Origin of the sequence: Pseudomonas auratipiscis, from assembly GCF_036324085.1 — a bacterium.
In the GTDB taxonomy this organism is placed as follows: domain Bacteria; phylum Pseudomonadota; class Gammaproteobacteria; order Pseudomonadales; family Pseudomonadaceae; genus Aquipseudomonas; species Aquipseudomonas auratipiscis.
Window position 1 is genome coordinate 378,931 of sequence record NZ_JAZDCU010000004.1, and the last position, 15,683, is coordinate 394,613.

At 57.0% G+C, this 15,683-nt stretch carries 16 protein-coding genes; 4 read left to right on the forward strand and 12 right to left on the reverse strand.

Annotation, left to right across the window (positions count from 1 at the left end; all coding sequences use genetic code 11):
* Window positions 1–2: 2 nt before the first annotated feature.
* The 7 genes from V0R60_RS08280 to V0R60_RS08310 form a co-directional block, all read right to left on the reverse strand.
* A complete protein-coding gene (locus tag V0R60_RS08280) occupies window positions 3–368 on the reverse strand; it encodes a Na+/H+ antiporter subunit G (RefSeq protein WP_136477324.1) in 366 nt (121 codons plus the stop codon).
* The gene (locus tag V0R60_RS08285) at window positions 365–643 is read right to left on the reverse strand and encodes a K+/H+ antiporter subunit F (RefSeq protein ID WP_136477323.1); all 279 of its coding nucleotides are present in this window, start codon (window positions 641–643) and stop codon (window positions 365–367) included. Before V0R60_RS08285 ends, V0R60_RS08280 begins: the two co-directional genes overlap by 4 nt.
* Entirely contained in the window at window positions 640–1,128 is a 489-nt protein-coding gene (locus V0R60_RS08290; RefSeq protein ID WP_136477322.1) for a Na+/H+ antiporter subunit E, read from the reverse strand. Before V0R60_RS08290 ends, V0R60_RS08285 begins: the two co-directional genes overlap by 4 nt.
* On the reverse strand, window positions 1,125–2,807 hold the full coding sequence (locus V0R60_RS08295) for a monovalent cation/H+ antiporter subunit D (protein WP_330079378.1): 1,683 nt from the start codon (window positions 2,805–2,807) through the stop codon (window positions 1,125–1,127). The genes V0R60_RS08290 and V0R60_RS08295 overlap by 4 nt, the downstream gene beginning before the upstream one ends.
* Window positions 2,804–3,148, reverse strand: coding sequence for a Na+/H+ antiporter subunit C (locus tag V0R60_RS08300; RefSeq protein ID WP_028945263.1), 345 nt, complete (start codon window positions 3,146–3,148; stop codon window positions 2,804–2,806). Before V0R60_RS08300 ends, V0R60_RS08295 begins: the two co-directional genes overlap by 4 nt.
* Window positions 3,148–6,063, reverse strand: coding sequence for a monovalent cation/H+ antiporter subunit A (locus V0R60_RS08305; RefSeq protein ID WP_136477320.1), 2,916 nt, complete (start codon window positions 6,061–6,063; stop codon window positions 3,148–3,150). The genes V0R60_RS08300 and V0R60_RS08305 overlap by 1 nt, the downstream gene beginning before the upstream one ends.
* A 146-nt stretch (window positions 6,064–6,209) precedes the next feature.
* A complete protein-coding gene (locus V0R60_RS08310; protein WP_330079379.1) occupies window positions 6,210–7,157 on the reverse strand; it encodes a DMT family transporter in 948 nt (315 codons plus the stop codon).
* Between the two features lie 83 nt (window positions 7,158–7,240).
* Between V0R60_RS08310 and V0R60_RS08315 the strand changes: the two genes are divergently transcribed.
* Entirely contained in the window at window positions 7,241–7,804 is a 564-nt protein-coding gene (locus V0R60_RS08315; protein WP_330079380.1) for a helix-turn-helix domain-containing protein, read from the forward strand.
* Between the two features lie 56 nt (window positions 7,805–7,860).
* On the opposite strand, the gene V0R60_RS08320 is transcribed toward V0R60_RS08315, so the two are convergent.
* Window positions 7,861–8,418, reverse strand: a complete 558-nt coding sequence (locus tag V0R60_RS08320; RefSeq protein WP_330079381.1) for a cysteine hydrolase family protein — start codon at window positions 8,416–8,418, stop codon at window positions 7,861–7,863.
* Window positions 8,419–8,519: 101 nt separating this feature from the next.
* Between V0R60_RS08320 and V0R60_RS08325 the strand changes: the two genes are divergently transcribed.
* Together V0R60_RS08325 and V0R60_RS08330 are read left to right on the forward strand one after the other, a co-directional pair.
* Entirely contained in the window at window positions 8,520–9,500 is a 981-nt protein-coding gene (locus V0R60_RS08325; protein ID WP_330079382.1) for a GlxA family transcriptional regulator, read from the forward strand.
* Window positions 9,501–9,672: 172 nt separating this feature from the next.
* Window positions 9,673–10,056: an antibiotic biosynthesis monooxygenase gene (locus V0R60_RS08330; protein ID WP_136477315.1), complete on the forward strand. Its 384-nt coding sequence runs from the start codon at window positions 9,673–9,675 to the stop codon at window positions 10,054–10,056.
* On the opposite strand, the gene V0R60_RS08335 is transcribed toward V0R60_RS08330, so the two are convergent.
* Together V0R60_RS08335 and V0R60_RS08340 are read right to left on the reverse strand one after the other, a co-directional pair.
* Window positions 10,032–10,802 carry an alpha/beta hydrolase family protein gene (locus tag V0R60_RS08335; protein ID WP_136477314.1) on the reverse strand — a complete coding sequence of 257 codons (771 nt, stop codon included), beginning with the start codon at window positions 10,800–10,802 and terminating at the stop codon, window positions 10,032–10,034. The two genes, V0R60_RS08330 and V0R60_RS08335, sit on opposite strands and share 25 nt — an antisense overlap.
* Complete coding sequence (locus V0R60_RS08340) at window positions 10,789–11,898, reverse strand: DUF3182 family protein (protein WP_330079383.1); 1,110 nt, start codon at window positions 11,896–11,898, stop codon at window positions 10,789–10,791. The genes V0R60_RS08335 and V0R60_RS08340 overlap by 14 nt, the downstream gene beginning before the upstream one ends.
* A gap of 265 nt (window positions 11,899–12,163) precedes the next feature.
* Between V0R60_RS08340 and V0R60_RS08345 the strand changes: the two genes are divergently transcribed.
* Complete coding sequence (locus tag V0R60_RS08345) at window positions 12,164–13,972, forward strand: aminopeptidase P family protein (RefSeq protein WP_330079384.1); 1,809 nt, start codon at window positions 12,164–12,166, stop codon at window positions 13,970–13,972.
* Between the two features lie 56 nt (window positions 13,973–14,028).
* Here V0R60_RS08345 and V0R60_RS08350 read toward each other — a convergent pair whose 3' ends face one another.
* Window positions 14,029–14,310 (reverse strand): hypothetical protein, encoded by a 282-nt coding sequence (locus V0R60_RS08350; protein ID WP_136477311.1) that lies wholly within the window; start codon window positions 14,308–14,310, stop codon window positions 14,029–14,031.
* Between the two features lie 183 nt (window positions 14,311–14,493).
* Window positions 14,494–15,381, reverse strand: a complete 888-nt coding sequence (rhtA, locus tag V0R60_RS08355) for a threonine/homoserine exporter RhtA (RefSeq protein WP_136477310.1) — start codon at window positions 15,379–15,381, stop codon at window positions 14,494–14,496.
* Window positions 15,382–15,683 lie beyond the last annotated feature (302 nt).

Here is a 15,683-nt window from a genome sequence, read left to right on the forward strand (position 1 = left end):
CCTTAGTTTCCTCGTTCCCCCCGGCTGCTGACTTCCTCAGGCACGTTGTCATTGGACATGCGCTTGCGAAACAGGGCTGCACGAGCCAGTAGGAGTGTGGTCACTGGCACAGTAATCGCCATCAGAATTGGAATCAGCCAGGCATGCAGTACTGGTCCTTGTTTTAGCGCTGAGAAATACAGGATCGAAGCCAGTGCAACGCACCAGGTGCCCATTGTAGAGGCCAGGGCGGGTGGGTGCATGCGCTGAAAAAACTCCTTCAAGCGCACCAGGCCCAATGCGCCACTCAAGGCGAACAGGCTGCTCAGCAACAATAGCGCTGCAACGCACAACTCGACCCAGAAGGGCAGTTGGTTCAAATTGATCATTCGATCACCTCGCCACGCAGCAGGAATTTGGCCAAGGCAAATGAGCCGACAAAGCCGAACAAGGCAATCAATAGTGCACCTTCGAAGTAGGTGTCGCTGGCATAACGAATACCCAGCACCAGCATCATCAGCATTGCTAGAATGTAGAGGTAGTCGAGCGCCAGAACCCGGTCCTGTGCGGACGGTCCGCGGAACAATCTGAACAGCGTCAGGGCCATGGCCAGAGAGAAGATGAACAGGCTGGCCAGAATGGCGTCGGCAAGCAGGCCGGTCATTCGAAAATCTCCATTAGCGGGCGCTCATAGGCTTGTTTGAAGTGCTCGATGAAGTGCGCTTCATCGTCCAGATCGAACACATGCAGTAGCAGGATACTGCGGTCCAGCGCCAGCTCCGACCAGATGGTTCCTGGAATGACAGTGGTAATCATCGACAATGCCGCCAGACCGTGAGCGTCGCGCAGGTCCAGTGGAATATGGACAAAGCGTGAGCGAGGCGGACGGCGTCTGGCGGTCCATACTCCGCGAGCCACCTCAAGATTGGATACAAGTACATCGATGCCCACCCGTGCGATCAGGCGCAAAATTGTCCAAGGGTGACTGATGCGTGCCGATAGCGGCCGCAGTGGCGCCATCAGCAGTGGCGCAAGTACACCCAGCAAGATTGCAAGCAACAGGTTTCCCGGGCTCAGCGAAAGGTTCAGTACCAGCCACAACAAACAAAGCGACAAGGACAGCAACGGAGCAGGAAACAGACGTCTCATGGTTGCACCTGCGCACTGGCGGCCTGAGTGGTAGGGCCGGGAATCGGTCGGGTTCCAAGCACTGCACTGATATATTGCTCGGGGTCCTGAAGGCTTGCAGCGGTGTCCTGGGTGTATCGCAGCAGAGGTTCTGCACGCACGCTCAGGAAGATACACAGTCCGAGCAGGGCCACAATGGGGATGCATTCGAACCGGCGCAACGCTGGTGATGGGCGTTCCTGCGGCGTCCAGAATCGCTGGATGCCGACCCTGGCCAGCGCAATCAGCGATGCCAGGCCGGAGAGAATAAGAAGCGCTACCAGTGTCCAGCCTTGAATCGAGAGTGGTTCTTCGCTGCTGACACCCAAGCCTTGGGGGTTAAACAGCGCGGTAATCAGACTGATCTTACCGATGAAGCCAGACAGGGGGGGCATTCCGATTATCAGCAACGCGCATGCGATGAAGCTCAAGCCCAGGAAGGCCATGGTCCAGGGAATTACCTGGCCGATAACAGCTTTCTGCTCATCATCAAGGTTGATGCCTTTGGGCGGATGCAGTGATTCGAGTGGTGAGGGAAGGCAGTCGTCATCGTCCAGAGATAGTTCATTGGCGGAACGTGAGCGCTCTATCAGCTCGGCGAGCAGGAACAGTGCGCACAGGGCCAGCGTTGAGCTGACCAGATAAAACAACGCGCCCGCCGTCAGTGTCGCTTGGCCAAAGCCGATGGCCGCCATCAGGGTGCCCGCCGAGGCCAGAATGCTCAGGCTTGCCATTCGCTCCAGGCGTTGGGCTGCAAGAATGGACAGCGCCGCGCAACCCAGTGTTGCCAGGCCGCCATATACCAGCCATTCGCCTCCAAAGAACGCTGATGCTCCGGCTTGGCCGGAAAACAGCAAGGTCCACAGGCGCAGCACGGTGTAGAAGCCGACCTTGGTCATGATTGCAAACAGTGCGGCCACCGGAGCGCTGGCTGCAGAGTAAGCCGGTACCAACCAGAAGTTCAGTGGCCAGATCCCGGCTTTGGCCAGGAATGCGATGGCCAGAATCGCGGCGCCGGCATGCAAAAGGCCGCGATCGGCTTCTGGTACCAGGGGGATTTTCAACGCCAGGTCAGCCATGTTCAGTGTGCCGGTGACGCCGTAGAGCATTGCAGCGCCAATCAGGAACAGGGATGAAGCGAACAGGTTGATGGCGATGTAATGCAAACCTGCTTTGACCCGTGCGCGGCCGGAGCCATGCAGCAGCAAACCATAGGAAGCCGCCAGCAACACTTCGAAGAATACAAAAAGGTTGAATAGATCAGCCGTCAGAAAAGCTCCATAGAGCCCCATCAACTGGATCTGGAACAGGGCGTGAAAGCTCGCGCCAGCACCGTCCCACCGGGCCATGGCGAAGAGCAGCGCGCTGACGCCAACGATTCCGGTCAATACCAGCATCAACGCGGACAACCGGTCGACCACCAGTGCAATACCGAACGGTGCAGGCCAGTTTCCAGGCAGGTAGACGCCTATCGAACTGGCTTGACCTTGTGCCTGGACCCACACCAGCAAGGTGACCGAAATTGCCAGTCCCAATAGGCTGGAAAAAAGATTCAGGCGAGCTTTTAACGGCCTGCGTTTTTCACCGAGCAGCAGCATTAAAGCCGCCGTGAGCAATGGCAGCAGGATCGGGGCGATTATCAGTTGGTTCATCAAGCTCATTCGTTGGACTCTCGGCCATCCACGTGGTCGGTGCCGGTCAGCCCGCGGGATGCCAGCAACACCACCAGAAACAGTGCTGTCATGGCAAAGCTGATGACGATTGCCGTGAGCACCAGGGCCTGGGGCAAGGGATCGGTGTAGTTGAGCAGGTCCTGGGGGACGCCATCCTTGATGATCGGTTCCTTGCCGATAAACAGGCTACCCATACTGAAAATGAACAGATTGACCCCATAGGACAGCAAGCACAGGCCCATTACCACCTGGAACGTTCGGGGGCGCAGGATCAGCCACACCCCGGAGGCCGCGAGTACGCCAATGGCAATAGCAATGACTTCTTCCATCAGGCGGCTCCGGTCTGGTTGGCTTTGGGTTGGCTGGCGGGGCGGTGTCCACGCACTGACTGGTGAGCCAGGGCTGTGAGGATCAACAGGGTCGAGCCGACGACAACAGTGAAGATGCCGACATCGAAGAACAACGCGCTAGCCACATGAATATCGCCGAGTACCGGCAGATGCAGATGGGCCGTATGAGTGGTCAGGAACGGGTAGCCAAGCAACATCGCGCCGCCGCCGGTCACTGTGGCGCAAAGCAAGCCGGTCCCCATCCAGCGCAAAGGGCGTAGACTCATTTGTGCTTCAACCCACTGGGTGCCGGCGACCATGTACTGGAGGATAAACGCCACCGACATCACCAAGCCTGCGACAAAGCCGCCACCGGGTTGGTTGTGGCCGCGCATGAACAAGTACATCGACACCACCAGGGCGATCGGCAATAGCAGGCGCACCAGCACCGCAGGAACCATCATGAAGCCCAATGCGGTGTCGGCTGCTTGGCGCGGGTTGACCAGGTCAGTTACCACGTCAGGTGCCAGTAGCCGTTGCTGGGCAGGCAGTTGCATGCTTTCGCGCGGTGGGCGGAAGCGGCGCAGCAGGGCAAACACTGCCAGAGCCACAGCGACCAGTACCGTTACTTCGCCCAGGGTATCGAAGCCGCGGAAGTCGACGAGCATGACATTGACTACGTTACTACCGCCGCCTTCGGGCAGGGCTCTGCTCAAATAGAACGTGGAAATGTCATTAGGTGTGGGTCGGGTCAACATTGCGTATGACAGCAGCGCCATGCCACCGCCAACTAGAATTGCCAGGATAAGGTCGCGCAGGCGCCGCAGACGGGCCTGTTCCTGGCTGCCAGGCAGTGGCGAAACACCCTCGATTCGTCGTGGCAGCCAGCGCAGCCCAAGGAGGATCAGTACGGTGGTAACCACCTCGACCGCAAGCTGAGTCAGGGCCAGGTCCGGGGCTGAAAACCAGACAAAGGTTATGCAGGTCATGAGGCCGCAGACACTCACCATGGTCAGTGCTGCCAGGCGATGATACTTGGCTTGCCAGGCAGCGCCCACGGCGCAGGTAATCGCTATTAGCCATAGAGCGACAAAGACGCCTGAACCTGGGATCTTCGGACGATCACCCCAGCTCAACCCACTTTGCAACATCGGCAGCATACCCGCCAAAAACGCTGCCAAAACCAGCATGAACAGCTGTTTCTGCAGGCGTCGAGTAGTCATGATCCGTTCGAAACGGCGCGCCATGCGCATCAGAAGCACCTGGGCATGTTCGAACAAACGCTTGCCGTTGAAACGCTCGATCAGCGGTGGGTTCGGGAAACGCCCCAGCTTGAGCTGATTGCGCAGCAACAGGTAAAGCAGGATGCCGCCGCTCATGGCAATCAGGCTCATGATCAAGGGCGCGTTCCAGCCATGCCAGATAGCCAGGCTGTATTGCGGTAGCGTGCCACCGACCACAGGCAGCGCTGCAGCCGCCAGCAAGGGCCCTACCGACTGGGCTGGGAACATGCCGACGACCAGACAAGTCAGCACCAGCAATTCGACCGGGGCGCGCATCCAGCGTGGAGGTTCATGGGGGGTATGCGGCAGGTCGGTGGCTGGCGGGCCGAAAAATACATCGACCGTAAAACGCAAGGCATAGGCCACGCTGAAGGTACCGGCCAACGTGGCTATTACCGGCAGGGCAGCTTCGATCCAGGCGCTGGAATTGATGAATACGGTTTCGGCGAAGAACATCTCCTTGGACAGGAATCCGTTCATCAACGGCACCCCAGCCATCGAGGCGCTGGCGACCATGGCCAGGGTTGCCGTGAAAGGTATCAACCGGAAAAGACCGCTGAGTCGGCGAATATCACGTGTGCCGCTTTCATGGTCGATGATTCCCGCCGCCATGAACAACGAAGCTTTGAACGTGGCGTGGTTGAGAATATGGAACACCGCTGCGACCGCTGCCAGCGGACTGTTCAGGCCCAGCAACAGGGTAATCAGCCCCAGGTGGCTGATGGTCGAATAGGCCAGCAAACCCTTGAGATCGTTCTGGAACATGGCGGCAAAAGCCCCCAGCAACAAGGTGCAAGCACCGGCCCCGCCCACTATCCAGAACCATTCTTCGCTGCCAGAGAGTACCGGCCATAGGCGTGCCAGGAGAAATACCCCGGCCTTGACCATGGTGGCCGAGTGTAGATAGGCCGAGACTGGCGTCGGCGCAGCCATGGCGTGGGGGAGCCAGAAGTGGAAGGGGAACTGTGCACTCTTGCTCAGTGCGCCGAGGAGAATCAGAGGAAGTAAGATGGGGTACAAGGCATGGTTGCGAACCAGCTCGCCGGCAGCGAGGACCTTGTCAAGGTCGTAGCTGCCGACCACATGGCCGAGCAGTAGTACCCCTGCCAACAGGCACAAACCACCAGCGCCAGTCACCATCAAGGCCATGTAGGCGCCACGTCGGGCATCGGCGCGGTGGTGCCAGTAACCGATCAACAGGAATGAGAACAGGCTGGTCAGCTCCCAGAAAAACACGATCTGGATGAGGTTGCCGGAGATTACCAGGCCTAGCATCGCGCCCATGAAGGCCAGGAAAAAGGCAAAGAAACGCGGTACCGGATCTTGAGGCGACATGTAGTAGCGCGCATACAGCGATACCAATGTGCCGATGCCCAGCACTAATAGGGAAAACAGCCAGGCGAAGCCGTCCATGCGCAGGACGAGATTGAGTCCCAGGCTTGGTAGCCAGAGAAACTCTTCGCGAATGATCCCACCATGGGCTACCTGCGGGTACATCAACGCGACCTGGACGGTCCCGACCAGGGCCACGAGCCCCGCAAGCAGCGACTCACTGTTACGTGCGTTGTGCGGCAAGACAGCCGCCAGGCAGCTGCCGATAAACGGCAGAAGCAGTAGCACTATCAAGGACATAGATTTCTAATCTGCAGAAGTTTGTAAGGGATCATACGTGGCGTACCGTCGATCACCAACACAGAAGCTGTCGCAGAAGCCTACAAGTACGGCGTATCAAACACTTTTTTTATAACAGTTCTTTTCAAGCGTAGACGGTTTCCCTGTCAGAGCCCGCTTTCCCGCTCGTGTCCTGACATTTGCAGTGTTTCCGGTTCTGGCTCTCGACGTTTGAGCTTGAGTTCACTGATCACTACAGCAATCACGATCAACAAACCGCCGATCAATGCGATGCCCGGCAAACGCTCACCTGCAACGCGTCCGACGATTCCGGCCCAAACGGGTTCGCCTGCGTAAATCAACGTCGCGCGTGTCGGCGAGACAGATTTTTGCGCCCAGTTCATTGCCATTTGAATGACCGCACTCATCGCTCCCAGTCCCAATGCGCTGAGTAGCAATAGCCAGGAAAAGTCCGGCAGCGGTTCTTGAGTGGGGACCACCATCAGAAAGGACAGTGCCGAAGCAGTTGCCAGTTGCACCACGGTTACCCGACGAACATCGACCTTTGGGGCGTAACGACTGATGAGAATGATTTCGGCGGCAATGGCTACAGCGCTGACCAGGGTCGCGATTTCGCCTGCACTGAACTGCAATGAACCTCCGTCAGGGCCGGCGAGCAGCATAAGTCCGACAAAGGCTAGTGCGATTCCAAGGCTCGGCATCAGGCCTGGGCGACGGCCCAGGACCAACCATTGCAGCAAAGGCACAAACGGTACGTACAACGCGGTGATGAATGCTGACTGGCTGCTGCTGATGGTTTGCAGACCGTAGGTTTGCAATCCGTAGCCGAGCATGATCGACACCCCAATCAGCACGCCAGCTTTCAGTTCTGTGGCCGTCAGTCCAGCTAAGGCTCGAGCTGAAATCAGTCCCACGAAGAGTGTCGCGGCAGCGAAGCGCAGACCGACAAAGAACATCGGACCGCTGACGGTCATGACGTTGTGCACCAGCAGAAAAGTCCCACCCCAAAGCATGGTGATGAAAACCAATACCAATTCGGCTCTGCTCAGTCGGAAGGAAACGGAAGGGCGTTCTGTGCTGTTGATTGAGTTCATGGTCTTGCACACGAAGAAAGGGCGACGCACAATTGCGGCGAAGTGGGCAGTATACTGCGCAAATACAATGGGTGAGCAATATAGTGCACAAAAATTCCGCTCAACGCGCCTCGGTGCTGCAGCACGTCAGCCAGAACATTCGTCGCCTGCGTCATGCTGCCGAGCTCAGTCAAACTGCGTTGGCAGAAAAATCCGCTGTCAGTCGGCGCATGTTGGTGGCCATAGAAGCCGGAGAGAATAATGTCAGCCTGACTACCTTGGACCGTCTGGCAGAGGCACTTGGGGTAGCGTTCACCGATCTCATCCAGGCGCCTGACAACCGTGATCCCGGTCGCATCAATGAACTGGCCTGGACCGGTGCTCACCCCGGCAGCAGAGCGGTTTTGCTGGCAAGTTCTGTCGCGACCCGTGAAGTGGAGTTGTGGGAGTGGCGGTTGGAACCGGGTGAGGTGTATCACTGCGAAGCCGATGCCGATGGCTGGAGTGAGCAGTTGTATGTAGCTGAAGGCTGTCTGACCTTGCACATCGGGGATCAATACCACCTACTGCAGTCCGGGGATTTTTTCAGTTATGCCAGCAATTGTGTCCACGCCTATCGCAATGATGGCGAAGTGGCCACGCGGTTCGTGCGCAACGTAGTGATCTAGCAACTCAAGCGTGGGGCGAGCGAGACTGCGCCCGTGGAGCTTGCCCCGCGCAAGGTTCAGCGGCTGATGGTGGTCAGGTATTGCTCGGTGGAAATCACCTGGGCATAGGCGAATGCCAGTGATGCCATGTAGGCCGCATGGACCTGGGCCGCCGGCACGGACACACCATTGAATTCTAGATCGCGCGTAGCGCAGGCGTCATGGATGACCGTGGTGGCATAGCCCAGGTCGGAGGCTGCGCGGGTGAAACCATCGATACACATATGGCTCATGCTGCCAATCACCGTTACGGCCTCGATCTGATGACTGTCCAATACCGCCTTGAGCTCAGTGTTCAGGAATGAGTTCACTTTGTGTTTGAGTACGACGGGTTCATTTCCCACCGGCGCCACTTTGGGATGGATCTGGGCGCCCTGCGAACCAGGGGTGAAAAAGGGGGCGTCAGCGGACTCGAACTCATGGCGTACATGCACCACCAGGTCACTCGCAGCCCTGGTTGCGGCAAGAATTCGAGCTGCGTTGTCGGCAGCGCGGTCGGCGCCTTCTAACGTCCATTTTCCGCCTGGGAAGTAGTCGTTTTGAATGTCGATGACGATCAGAGCGTGCTTGCTCATTTCAATAGCCTCTTTGGTAGTGGTTGTGATGTGGTAGTTATAGGCTTGAGCGGCGTACTTGCAGATTGGCGCGAACGACAAAAAGGCGGGAGAAACTGACAATGACCAAAGCGTGTGAGGTTTTGGAAATAGGTTTGCTGGTCTATCCCGGTGCCCAGGCTGCAGCTGTGCATGGTTTGACTGATTTGCTCACCATCGCCAATCGCCTGCGTCATGACCTGGGCGCGTTTGAACGGCCGATGCTGCGTATCAGTCATTGGTGCGAAGAGCAGAATCAGCAATTGGCGGTGGTGTTCGACAGCCATCCGGGTGGCCCCCACCAGCCTCGGGTCATGGTCATTCCGCCAAGCTTGACGCAAGAGCCATCGGTCGAGCTTCTTGAACGTTATCGCCAGCGTCTGCTTCAGTGGCACCGCGAAGGAGCCCTGCTGGTATCGGTGTGTGTCGGCGTGTTTTTTATTGCCGCAAGTGGGCTGCTGGATGGACGCCCTGCTACAACGCACTGGAATTTCGCCCAGTCCCTGGCTGATCGCTTTCCCTCGATCAAGGTCGAGGCCAATCTGCCGCTGCTGGATGATGGCGATATCATCACTTCGGCGGGGTTGATGGCTTGGACGGAGTTGGGGCTGAAGCTGATCGAGCGATATCAGGGGGAAACGCTGGCCGCCGAGACGGCGCGCTTTCTTGCAGTAGATCGCACAAGCGCCCGCGCTCAACCAGGCAGCGTATTCAGTCCGCGCCTGGATCATGGTGACGAAGCGGTACTCAAGGTCCAGCATTGGTTGCAAAGTAGTGGGGCGCGGGAAGTGAGTCTGAAGACGATGGCTGATTGTGCAGGGTTGGAATCACGCACTTTTCTACGCCGCTTTCGCAATGCTACAGGGCATAAGCCTACCGAGTACTGCCAGCAGGTGCGTGTGGGGCGTGCTTGTCGAATGCTCGAGTTCACCAATCGCAGTATCGATCAAATTGCCTGGGGTGTCGGATATCAGGACCCTGGCGCATTTCGTAAAGTGTTCCAGAAAGTTACTGGGCTGGTTCCCAGTGATTATCGACGCCGTGTTACGGAAAATCTCGGTTGATCGGGTATCTGTCGAGTTGAGTGAGGAAACGGCCGGCGCGAGTTGACCGATTGCCATTACCGCCAGGCAGTATAAGGCTCAGTCAGGCTTGAAACCTCTTGACCTTGAGTTAACTGGAGGTTTTACCCTGCCTGCCGTTGCATTGCATGTTAATGGCAGGGAGATAAGGTCCATGGCGGTTCCAGAGCGCAGTTTTTGCTTTACCCAAATGATTGAATTTGAAGTAGTGCCCATGCGCCAGTATGCCTTGGCCCAGGCATTGGCTGAGCGCAGTGAGGCGCTTGCTTTGCGTCACGCCGGCCTGATTGGCGCGAGTATTCAGGCCAGCGACGACGGCAGTCGGGTGTTGCAGTACCTGCAATGGCAGTCGCGCACCGCTTGGGAGGCTGCCGCGAGCAGTTTTGAACAGGAGCCCTTTCTGCAGTTGATTCAGCAGCACCAAGCCAAAGGGGTGAGTTTTGCTGCATTTCAAACGGTCAGCAGTCTGGCTCGAAGTGTGGCAGATGGTCTCTATTGCCATGTGCCCCTGGCTCAGGAATACCAGGGGGAGTGGTGAGGGTAGCGGTCGAGGCGGGCGCCGATGACCATCTCGGCTATCCAGGTACTGAGTATCGAGCTGTAGGCCTTCTGACTTCGGTCACTTGATAGCGCATGATCTGCGCCATCGACGATACGATGGGTCAATGAGTGGGCGCTGACGAACGCAGAGCGGTAGCTCATCAACGTGCTGTGGGGCACATAATCGTCCTGTTCCGACTCGACCAATAACACATCACCACCAAACTCGGCGCAAGCCCCCAGCGCTCGATTATCGGCCGGCCCCAATGGGCGATGGCGATAGGTGTTCAAGCGCTGGCGGTCCAGGCCCTGCTTGGGCATCGTCCATTCATCGTCCCAGTACAGTGCCGGTACTCGCAGTGCAAGCCATTTAATGGGTCGCAGTGCTGTGAGCAGCGTTGCCAGGTACCCGCCGTAACTGGTGCCGATGACTGCAATGGCACTGGTATCGACCGCAGGGTGACTGACCAATCTGTCGTAGGCTGCAACCAGGTCTGCCAGGTTTTGCTCGCGGGTAACGCTCAGACGCTGGCTTGCGGTTTTTTCATGACCGCGCAGGTCGAACGTCATGCACACACAGCCAAGACCTGTAATCTGCTTGGCGCGTGCCAGGTCACGTTGCTGGCTTCCTCCCCAGCCGTGGACAAATAGAATCCCGGGTACTTTGTCGCTGGGGCTTACGATAGTGGCGGCAATCGACTCATCATCGACATGGATCTCAATTGATTCGCTATGGATGGTCATAGTCGCGCAACCTTGCATATTTGCAGATTCTTCCGAGTTCACTGTCGTCCCCCTGATAGAAAATTGTCGCATCGGCGGGCACTAGGGGCTCGTCGAAGACTTCATGGGTAGAGGCGCGTACGCGCGTCAGTGACGCGTCCGAGGCGAATGCCTGGATTGCGAGAATTTCTGCACTGCTGGCGCCGCCTATGCGCCAGGATTGTTCGAGTACGCCGCTTTTGGGTTGGCCCTGGCTATTCAGGCCGCGAGCGACGTCATAGTTTCGGCGCGAAGCTATGAATCCTGGGAAATTACGTACTGCGGCCTGCTCGTAGGTCCGGGCTTGGGTAATGGCGAGCCGTATCGGCTGCTCGAGTTCCAGTTGCAGCAAGGTGTCGTAATTACCTCGCACCACCACCAGGTCGGACCCACCGTAGACTTCTTCTCCTGCATGGTCATGGGTCAGTTGTTGCGTGCCGTAGTAACTGCACTGAATGCCTGCCACCAGTGCCTGGCCAACGCTGAAGGTCTGGACCTGGGTCAGGTTTTCTTCCAGGACCAAGCCCCAAATGGCCAAGTCCTTCTCGCACTGGCTTATAAGCGCTTGTTCGACTTCGTGCAGGGTGCTTGCAACTATTTGCCCTCGTCCTGCCTTCGCGCGTACCGGTTTTATCCGCAAGGGACCAGTACGCAATAACAGTTCCGCAGCGCACATGGCGTCTGCCAGGCTGAAAACCGTGTAGCCGCGAAGCAGTGCATCGCTGGCTTGACGGGCAAAATCGTCGGTCCAGCCCAATGGGTAGCGGGCGTTGGCAGGGAGCGGGTGGGATATGGCCTTGGTGGCCATGTACGGCCGACTGACCAACCCGCCAAACAAATCCCGATCTGAGGTAATGCCGAGATGTTGATAACGGTCGGTATCAATCAGTGTTTCGGTGGGCAGGAAGTAGTAGTTGTCATCGGCACTAAGTGATTGCGCAGGCTTGATAACCTGAGTGTTGAGCAACTGAGCGAGGCGCTCGGCAATCGCTAGGTGAACACTGTGCTCGTGTTCAGGGGTCTGCTCGCGAGTATCGAGCAGCACCACACCTTGCTTGCGGTCTGTCGATCGGCGCATGGGCGTTTTCCTCGGCAACAAGTCTTCCAAGTGGGATCAACTGCCACACCGGACTGTATTTGTTGTGAAGGCCCAGAGGTCTGGAAGTTCAGCCCAATTGAAGTTTTTGCCCCGGCTTTGACTCATTTAACGCTTGGCAGCAATCGTTGTAGGCAGGTTGCAGGAGTCTTGTTACAGGGTTGAACCATAGCGCGGTTGCCGGACGCAGATGCCTGCTCCATTATTTATGTCTATACCAATGGATGTCGCAGTAGCAGGAGTCAGCATGAATAGTCAGCCCTCAACGCAGGGAGTGATCGTCGCTCGCCTGGCAGCTGTGCGTCAGGTGATGAAGCAGGAGGGGATCGATGCCCTGTTGGTGCCTTCGGCTGACCCGCATCTTTCGGAATACCTGCCAGGCTACTGGCAGGGGCGGGAGTGGTTGTCTGGATTTCAGGGGTCAGTGGGTACGCTGATCGTGACGTCGGAATTCGCCGGCCTGTGGGCCGATAGCCGCTACTGGGAACAAGCTGAAAAGGAATTGGCCGGTAGCAGTATCGAGCTGGTCAAGTTGCAGCCAGGCAAACCAGGGCCTATCGATTGGCTGGCAGATCAGACGTGCGAAGGGCAGGTTGTTGCAGTCGATGGTGCCGTCATGGCATTGGCGTCGGCGCGTCAATTGGAAGAGCGCTTGAAGGCGCGTAATGCGCGTTTGCATACCAGTACAGACCTGCTTGCTCGGGTCTGGTTAGATCGTCCGTCATTGCCAGGTAATGCGGTATTTGAGCATCTGCCCCCAGAAGCAACAGTCAGTCGCAGTGAAAAGCTCACGCAATTGCGTAAGGTGTTGCGCGAGCGTGGGGCCGACTGGCACTTCATTGCAACCCTCGACGATATTGCCTGGTTGTTCAATCTGCGTGGTAGCGATGTTTCCTATAACCCGGTTTTTGTCGCCTTTGCGCTGATCAGTCAGGAGCAGGCAATTCTTTTTGTTGCGCCTAGTAAGGTCGATGCGGGTATTCGTCAGACGCTCGCCGTGGACGGTGTTGAGTTACGCGATTATGCGCAAATTCACGCGGCATTGGCTGCAATTGCAGCAGACGGGCGTTTGTTGATTGATCCGGCCCGCGTCACGCGTGGCTTGATTGATAGTGTTTCGGCTCAGGTGCGATTGGTTGAGGGGCTAAACCCCACCACCCTGGCAAAATCGCAGAAAACCTGCGCAGATCTTCTGCATATCCGTAATGCCATGGAGCAGGACGGTGCAGCCTTGTGCAATTTCTTTAGCTGGTTGGATGGCGCCTGGGGGCGCCAGGCCGTCACTGAGCTGACAGTTGATGAGCAGCTCAGCGCGGCAAGAGCCCAGCGCCCGGGCTTTGTTTCGCTGAGCTTTTCCACCATTGCTGCATTCAATGCAAATGGAGCCATGCCGCACTATCGCGCCACCGAAGCGTCCCATGCGCGCATTGAGGGTGATGGGCTGTTGTTGATCGACTCTGGTGGTCAGTATCTGGGCGGCACTGCCGATATCACCCGCATGGTTGCGGTGGGTACTCCGAGCCTTGAGCAGAAGCAGGATTGCACGCGGGTGCTTAAAGGAGTGATCGCTTTGTCTCGAGCGCGGTTCCCGCGAGGCATTCTTTCGCCGCTGCTCGATGCGATTGCCCGTGCGCCGATCTGGGCGGATCAGGTCGATTATGGTCACGGAACCGGGCATGGCGTCGGTTATTTCTTGAATGTGCATGAAGGGCCTCAGGTAATTGCCTATCAGGCAGCGGCGGCGCCTCACACTGCGATGCAGGCCGGCATGATCACGTCTATAGAGCCAGGCACTTACCGACCTGGGCGTTGGGGTGTTCGCATCGAGAACCTGGTATTCAATCGAGAAGCGGGGCGCAATGAGTTTGGAGACTTTCTCGAGTTCGAAACCTTGACGTTGTGTCCTATCGATACGCGCTGCTTGCTGCCGGAAATGTTGAGCCAGTGCGAGCTCGATTGGCTCAATGGGTATCACCAGCAAGTATACGAGCGCCTAAAGCCGCTGCTTGAAGGGGATGCCCTGGCATGGTTGCGGGAGCGTACCCAGGCACTCTGATCTGTAATGCATAGCAAAAAGGGCAGCCGTTTGGCTGCCCTCTTTGTTGAATGTCCTTACTTGCAGATGACGATCATGCTGCGACTGGTATATCCGGCGGGATTGAGTCCGAAAAGGTAATCGCCAGGCTCTGCGTCGTCATCACCAGAGCGAGCGATCACTTTATAGCCTTTTGTACCGCAGGCTGTGGTCGCTTTGGTATAGCACTGGTCCCAGGAGGACGAGAGGCCGGAACAGTTGATATGCAACCCTCTCTTGCCGTGCTTGACTTCAGTTTTTGCAGTCGCCGCGCATCCGGCGATGGCCACCATGGCCAGGATGAGCAAAATTCGTTTCATTCCCGTCCTTAATACGTGCCGGCTCTACCGTCCGGATCTGTGTATGCAGCCTCTTCCTGATGCTCCTGTGCGTCCATGTCTTGTCAATTAGATAGCTTGCAGATTGACGTTCCATGACAGCTTAAAGATCGTGGCTGTTCGGCACAATGACCAGTTCCGATTTAAATGCAAATATTTCTCAAATCAGTCGGCAGGGATGAGGGGCGGACTTTCCTTTCGAATCGACAATGTCGCCCCGACGGAGGCGGTAATGATCGCTCCAATTGCCAGCCATTGACCAAGGCTCAACACCTCGCCTAGGAAGAGCAGGCCAGAGAGTGCGCCGAAAGCAGGTTCAATGCTCATCAGTGTGCCAAAGGTCCTTGCTGGCAGCCGTGTCAGTGCGACCATTTCCAGGCTGTAGGGTAGGGCGGTCGAGAGTATGGCAACGCCTAGGGCGATGGGCAGCAGGGCAGGAGTGAGCAGTGCACTTCCGGCATGGATGATACCCACAGGTGCGACAAACAAGGCGGCGATCATTACACCTAAGGCGGCGGTCTGAATGCCGTTCGCCGCTCCCGCCTTTTGGCCATAAAGGATGTATAAGGCCCAGCACACGCCAGCGCCCAGAGCATAGCCCGCGCCAACCAGATCGAGTTTGCCACCGGTTTGACCAATGGGAATCAGCAATAGTAGCCCTACCACCGCCAGGCCTATCCAGAGAAAGTCCACAGCGCGTCGGGATGCATACAGGGCTACTGCAAGGGGGCCGGTGAACTCCAGGGCTACAGCAATCCCCAAGGGAACAGTGCGCAGTGACATATAGAAGAGGAGATTCATGCCGCCTAGTGCCATGCCGTAGATAACCACGGTGCGCAAGGTGCTTGCGTTGAGTCGCGCTCGCCAGGGGCGCAGCAGTAGCAACATGATGATGCTGGCGAAAATCAGGCGCAGGGTGGTCGTGCCTTGTGCGCCCACAATGGGGAACATGCTCTTGGCCAGCGACGCACCGGATTGAATCGAAGCCATGGCAATGAGCAGTAGGCCGATGGGGAACAGTGTCGTGGCCAGGCTGCGGGGTTTAGCGTTCATTGGGGTGGGGTGTTCCTTATTAGAGAGGATAGAGCGCGCAGAGGAAGACAGCGTTCTATGATGCGCAATGCCAAAGATTTGAGCAATATAGTGCGCAATGTTCTTTTGCATAGTCTTTTTAGGATTAATGCTTGACCTCCGATCTAATCTCTCTATAATTCGCCCCACTTCTGGCGTAGTCGGAGCTGAAAACTTATTGAAATTCAATGAGTTAGATGTTTCAAATAGTGCTGGAAGGGCTTCGATCGAAAGATCGGCAGCGGTGAAAAAGGTGGTTGACAGCGAATTGAAACGCTGTAGAA

Excerpts from the sequence above, each read along its gene's own strand:
- V0R60_RS08300 (WP_028945263.1), bottom strand. The coding sequence starts at position 3,148 with ATGGAAGAAGTCATTGCTATTGCCATTGGCGTACTCGCGGCCTCCGGG.
- V0R60_RS08295 (WP_330079378.1), bottom strand. The coding sequence starts at position 2,807 with ATGAGCTTGATGAACCAACTGATAATCGCCCCGATCCTGCTGCCATTG.
- V0R60_RS08290 (WP_136477322.1), bottom strand. The coding sequence starts at position 1,128 with ATGAGACGTCTGTTTCCTGCTCCGTTGCTGTCCTTGTCGCTTTGTTTG.
- V0R60_RS08340 (WP_330079383.1), bottom strand. The coding sequence starts at position 11,898 with ATGCGCCGATCGACAGACCGCAAGCAAGGTGTGGTGCTGCTCGATACT.
- V0R60_RS08350 (WP_136477311.1), bottom strand. The coding sequence starts at position 14,310 with ATGAAACGAATTTTGCTCATCCTGGCCATGGTGGCCATCGCCGGATGC.
- V0R60_RS08320 (WP_330079381.1), bottom strand. The coding sequence starts at position 8,418 with ATGAGCAAGCACGCTCTGATCGTCATCGACATTCAAAACGACTACTTC.
- V0R60_RS08285 (WP_136477323.1), bottom strand. The coding sequence starts at position 643 with ATGACCGGCCTGCTTGCCGACGCCATTCTGGCCAGCCTGTTCATCTTC.
- V0R60_RS08325 (WP_330079382.1), top strand. The coding sequence starts at position 8,520 with ATGACCAAAGCGTGTGAGGTTTTGGAAATAGGTTTGCTGGTCTATCCC.
- V0R60_RS08345 (WP_330079384.1), top strand. The coding sequence starts at position 12,164 with ATGAATAGTCAGCCCTCAACGCAGGGAGTGATCGTCGCTCGCCTGGCA.
- V0R60_RS08310 (WP_330079379.1), bottom strand. The coding sequence starts at position 7,157 with ATGAACTCAATCAACAGCACAGAACGCCCTTCCGTTTCCTTCCGACTG.
- V0R60_RS08330 (WP_136477315.1), top strand. The coding sequence starts at position 9,673 with ATGGCGGTTCCAGAGCGCAGTTTTTGCTTTACCCAAATGATTGAATTT.
- rhtA (WP_136477310.1), bottom strand. The coding sequence starts at position 15,381 with ATGAACGCTAAACCCCGCAGCCTGGCCACGACACTGTTCCCCATCGGC.
- V0R60_RS08280 (WP_136477324.1), bottom strand. The coding sequence starts at position 368 with ATGATCAATTTGAACCAACTGCCCTTCTGGGTCGAGTTGTGCGTTGCA.
- V0R60_RS08335 (WP_136477314.1), bottom strand. The coding sequence starts at position 10,802 with ATGACCATCCATAGCGAATCAATTGAGATCCATGTCGATGATGAGTCG.
- V0R60_RS08305 (WP_136477320.1), bottom strand. The coding sequence starts at position 6,063 with ATGTCCTTGATAGTGCTACTGCTTCTGCCGTTTATCGGCAGCTGCCTG.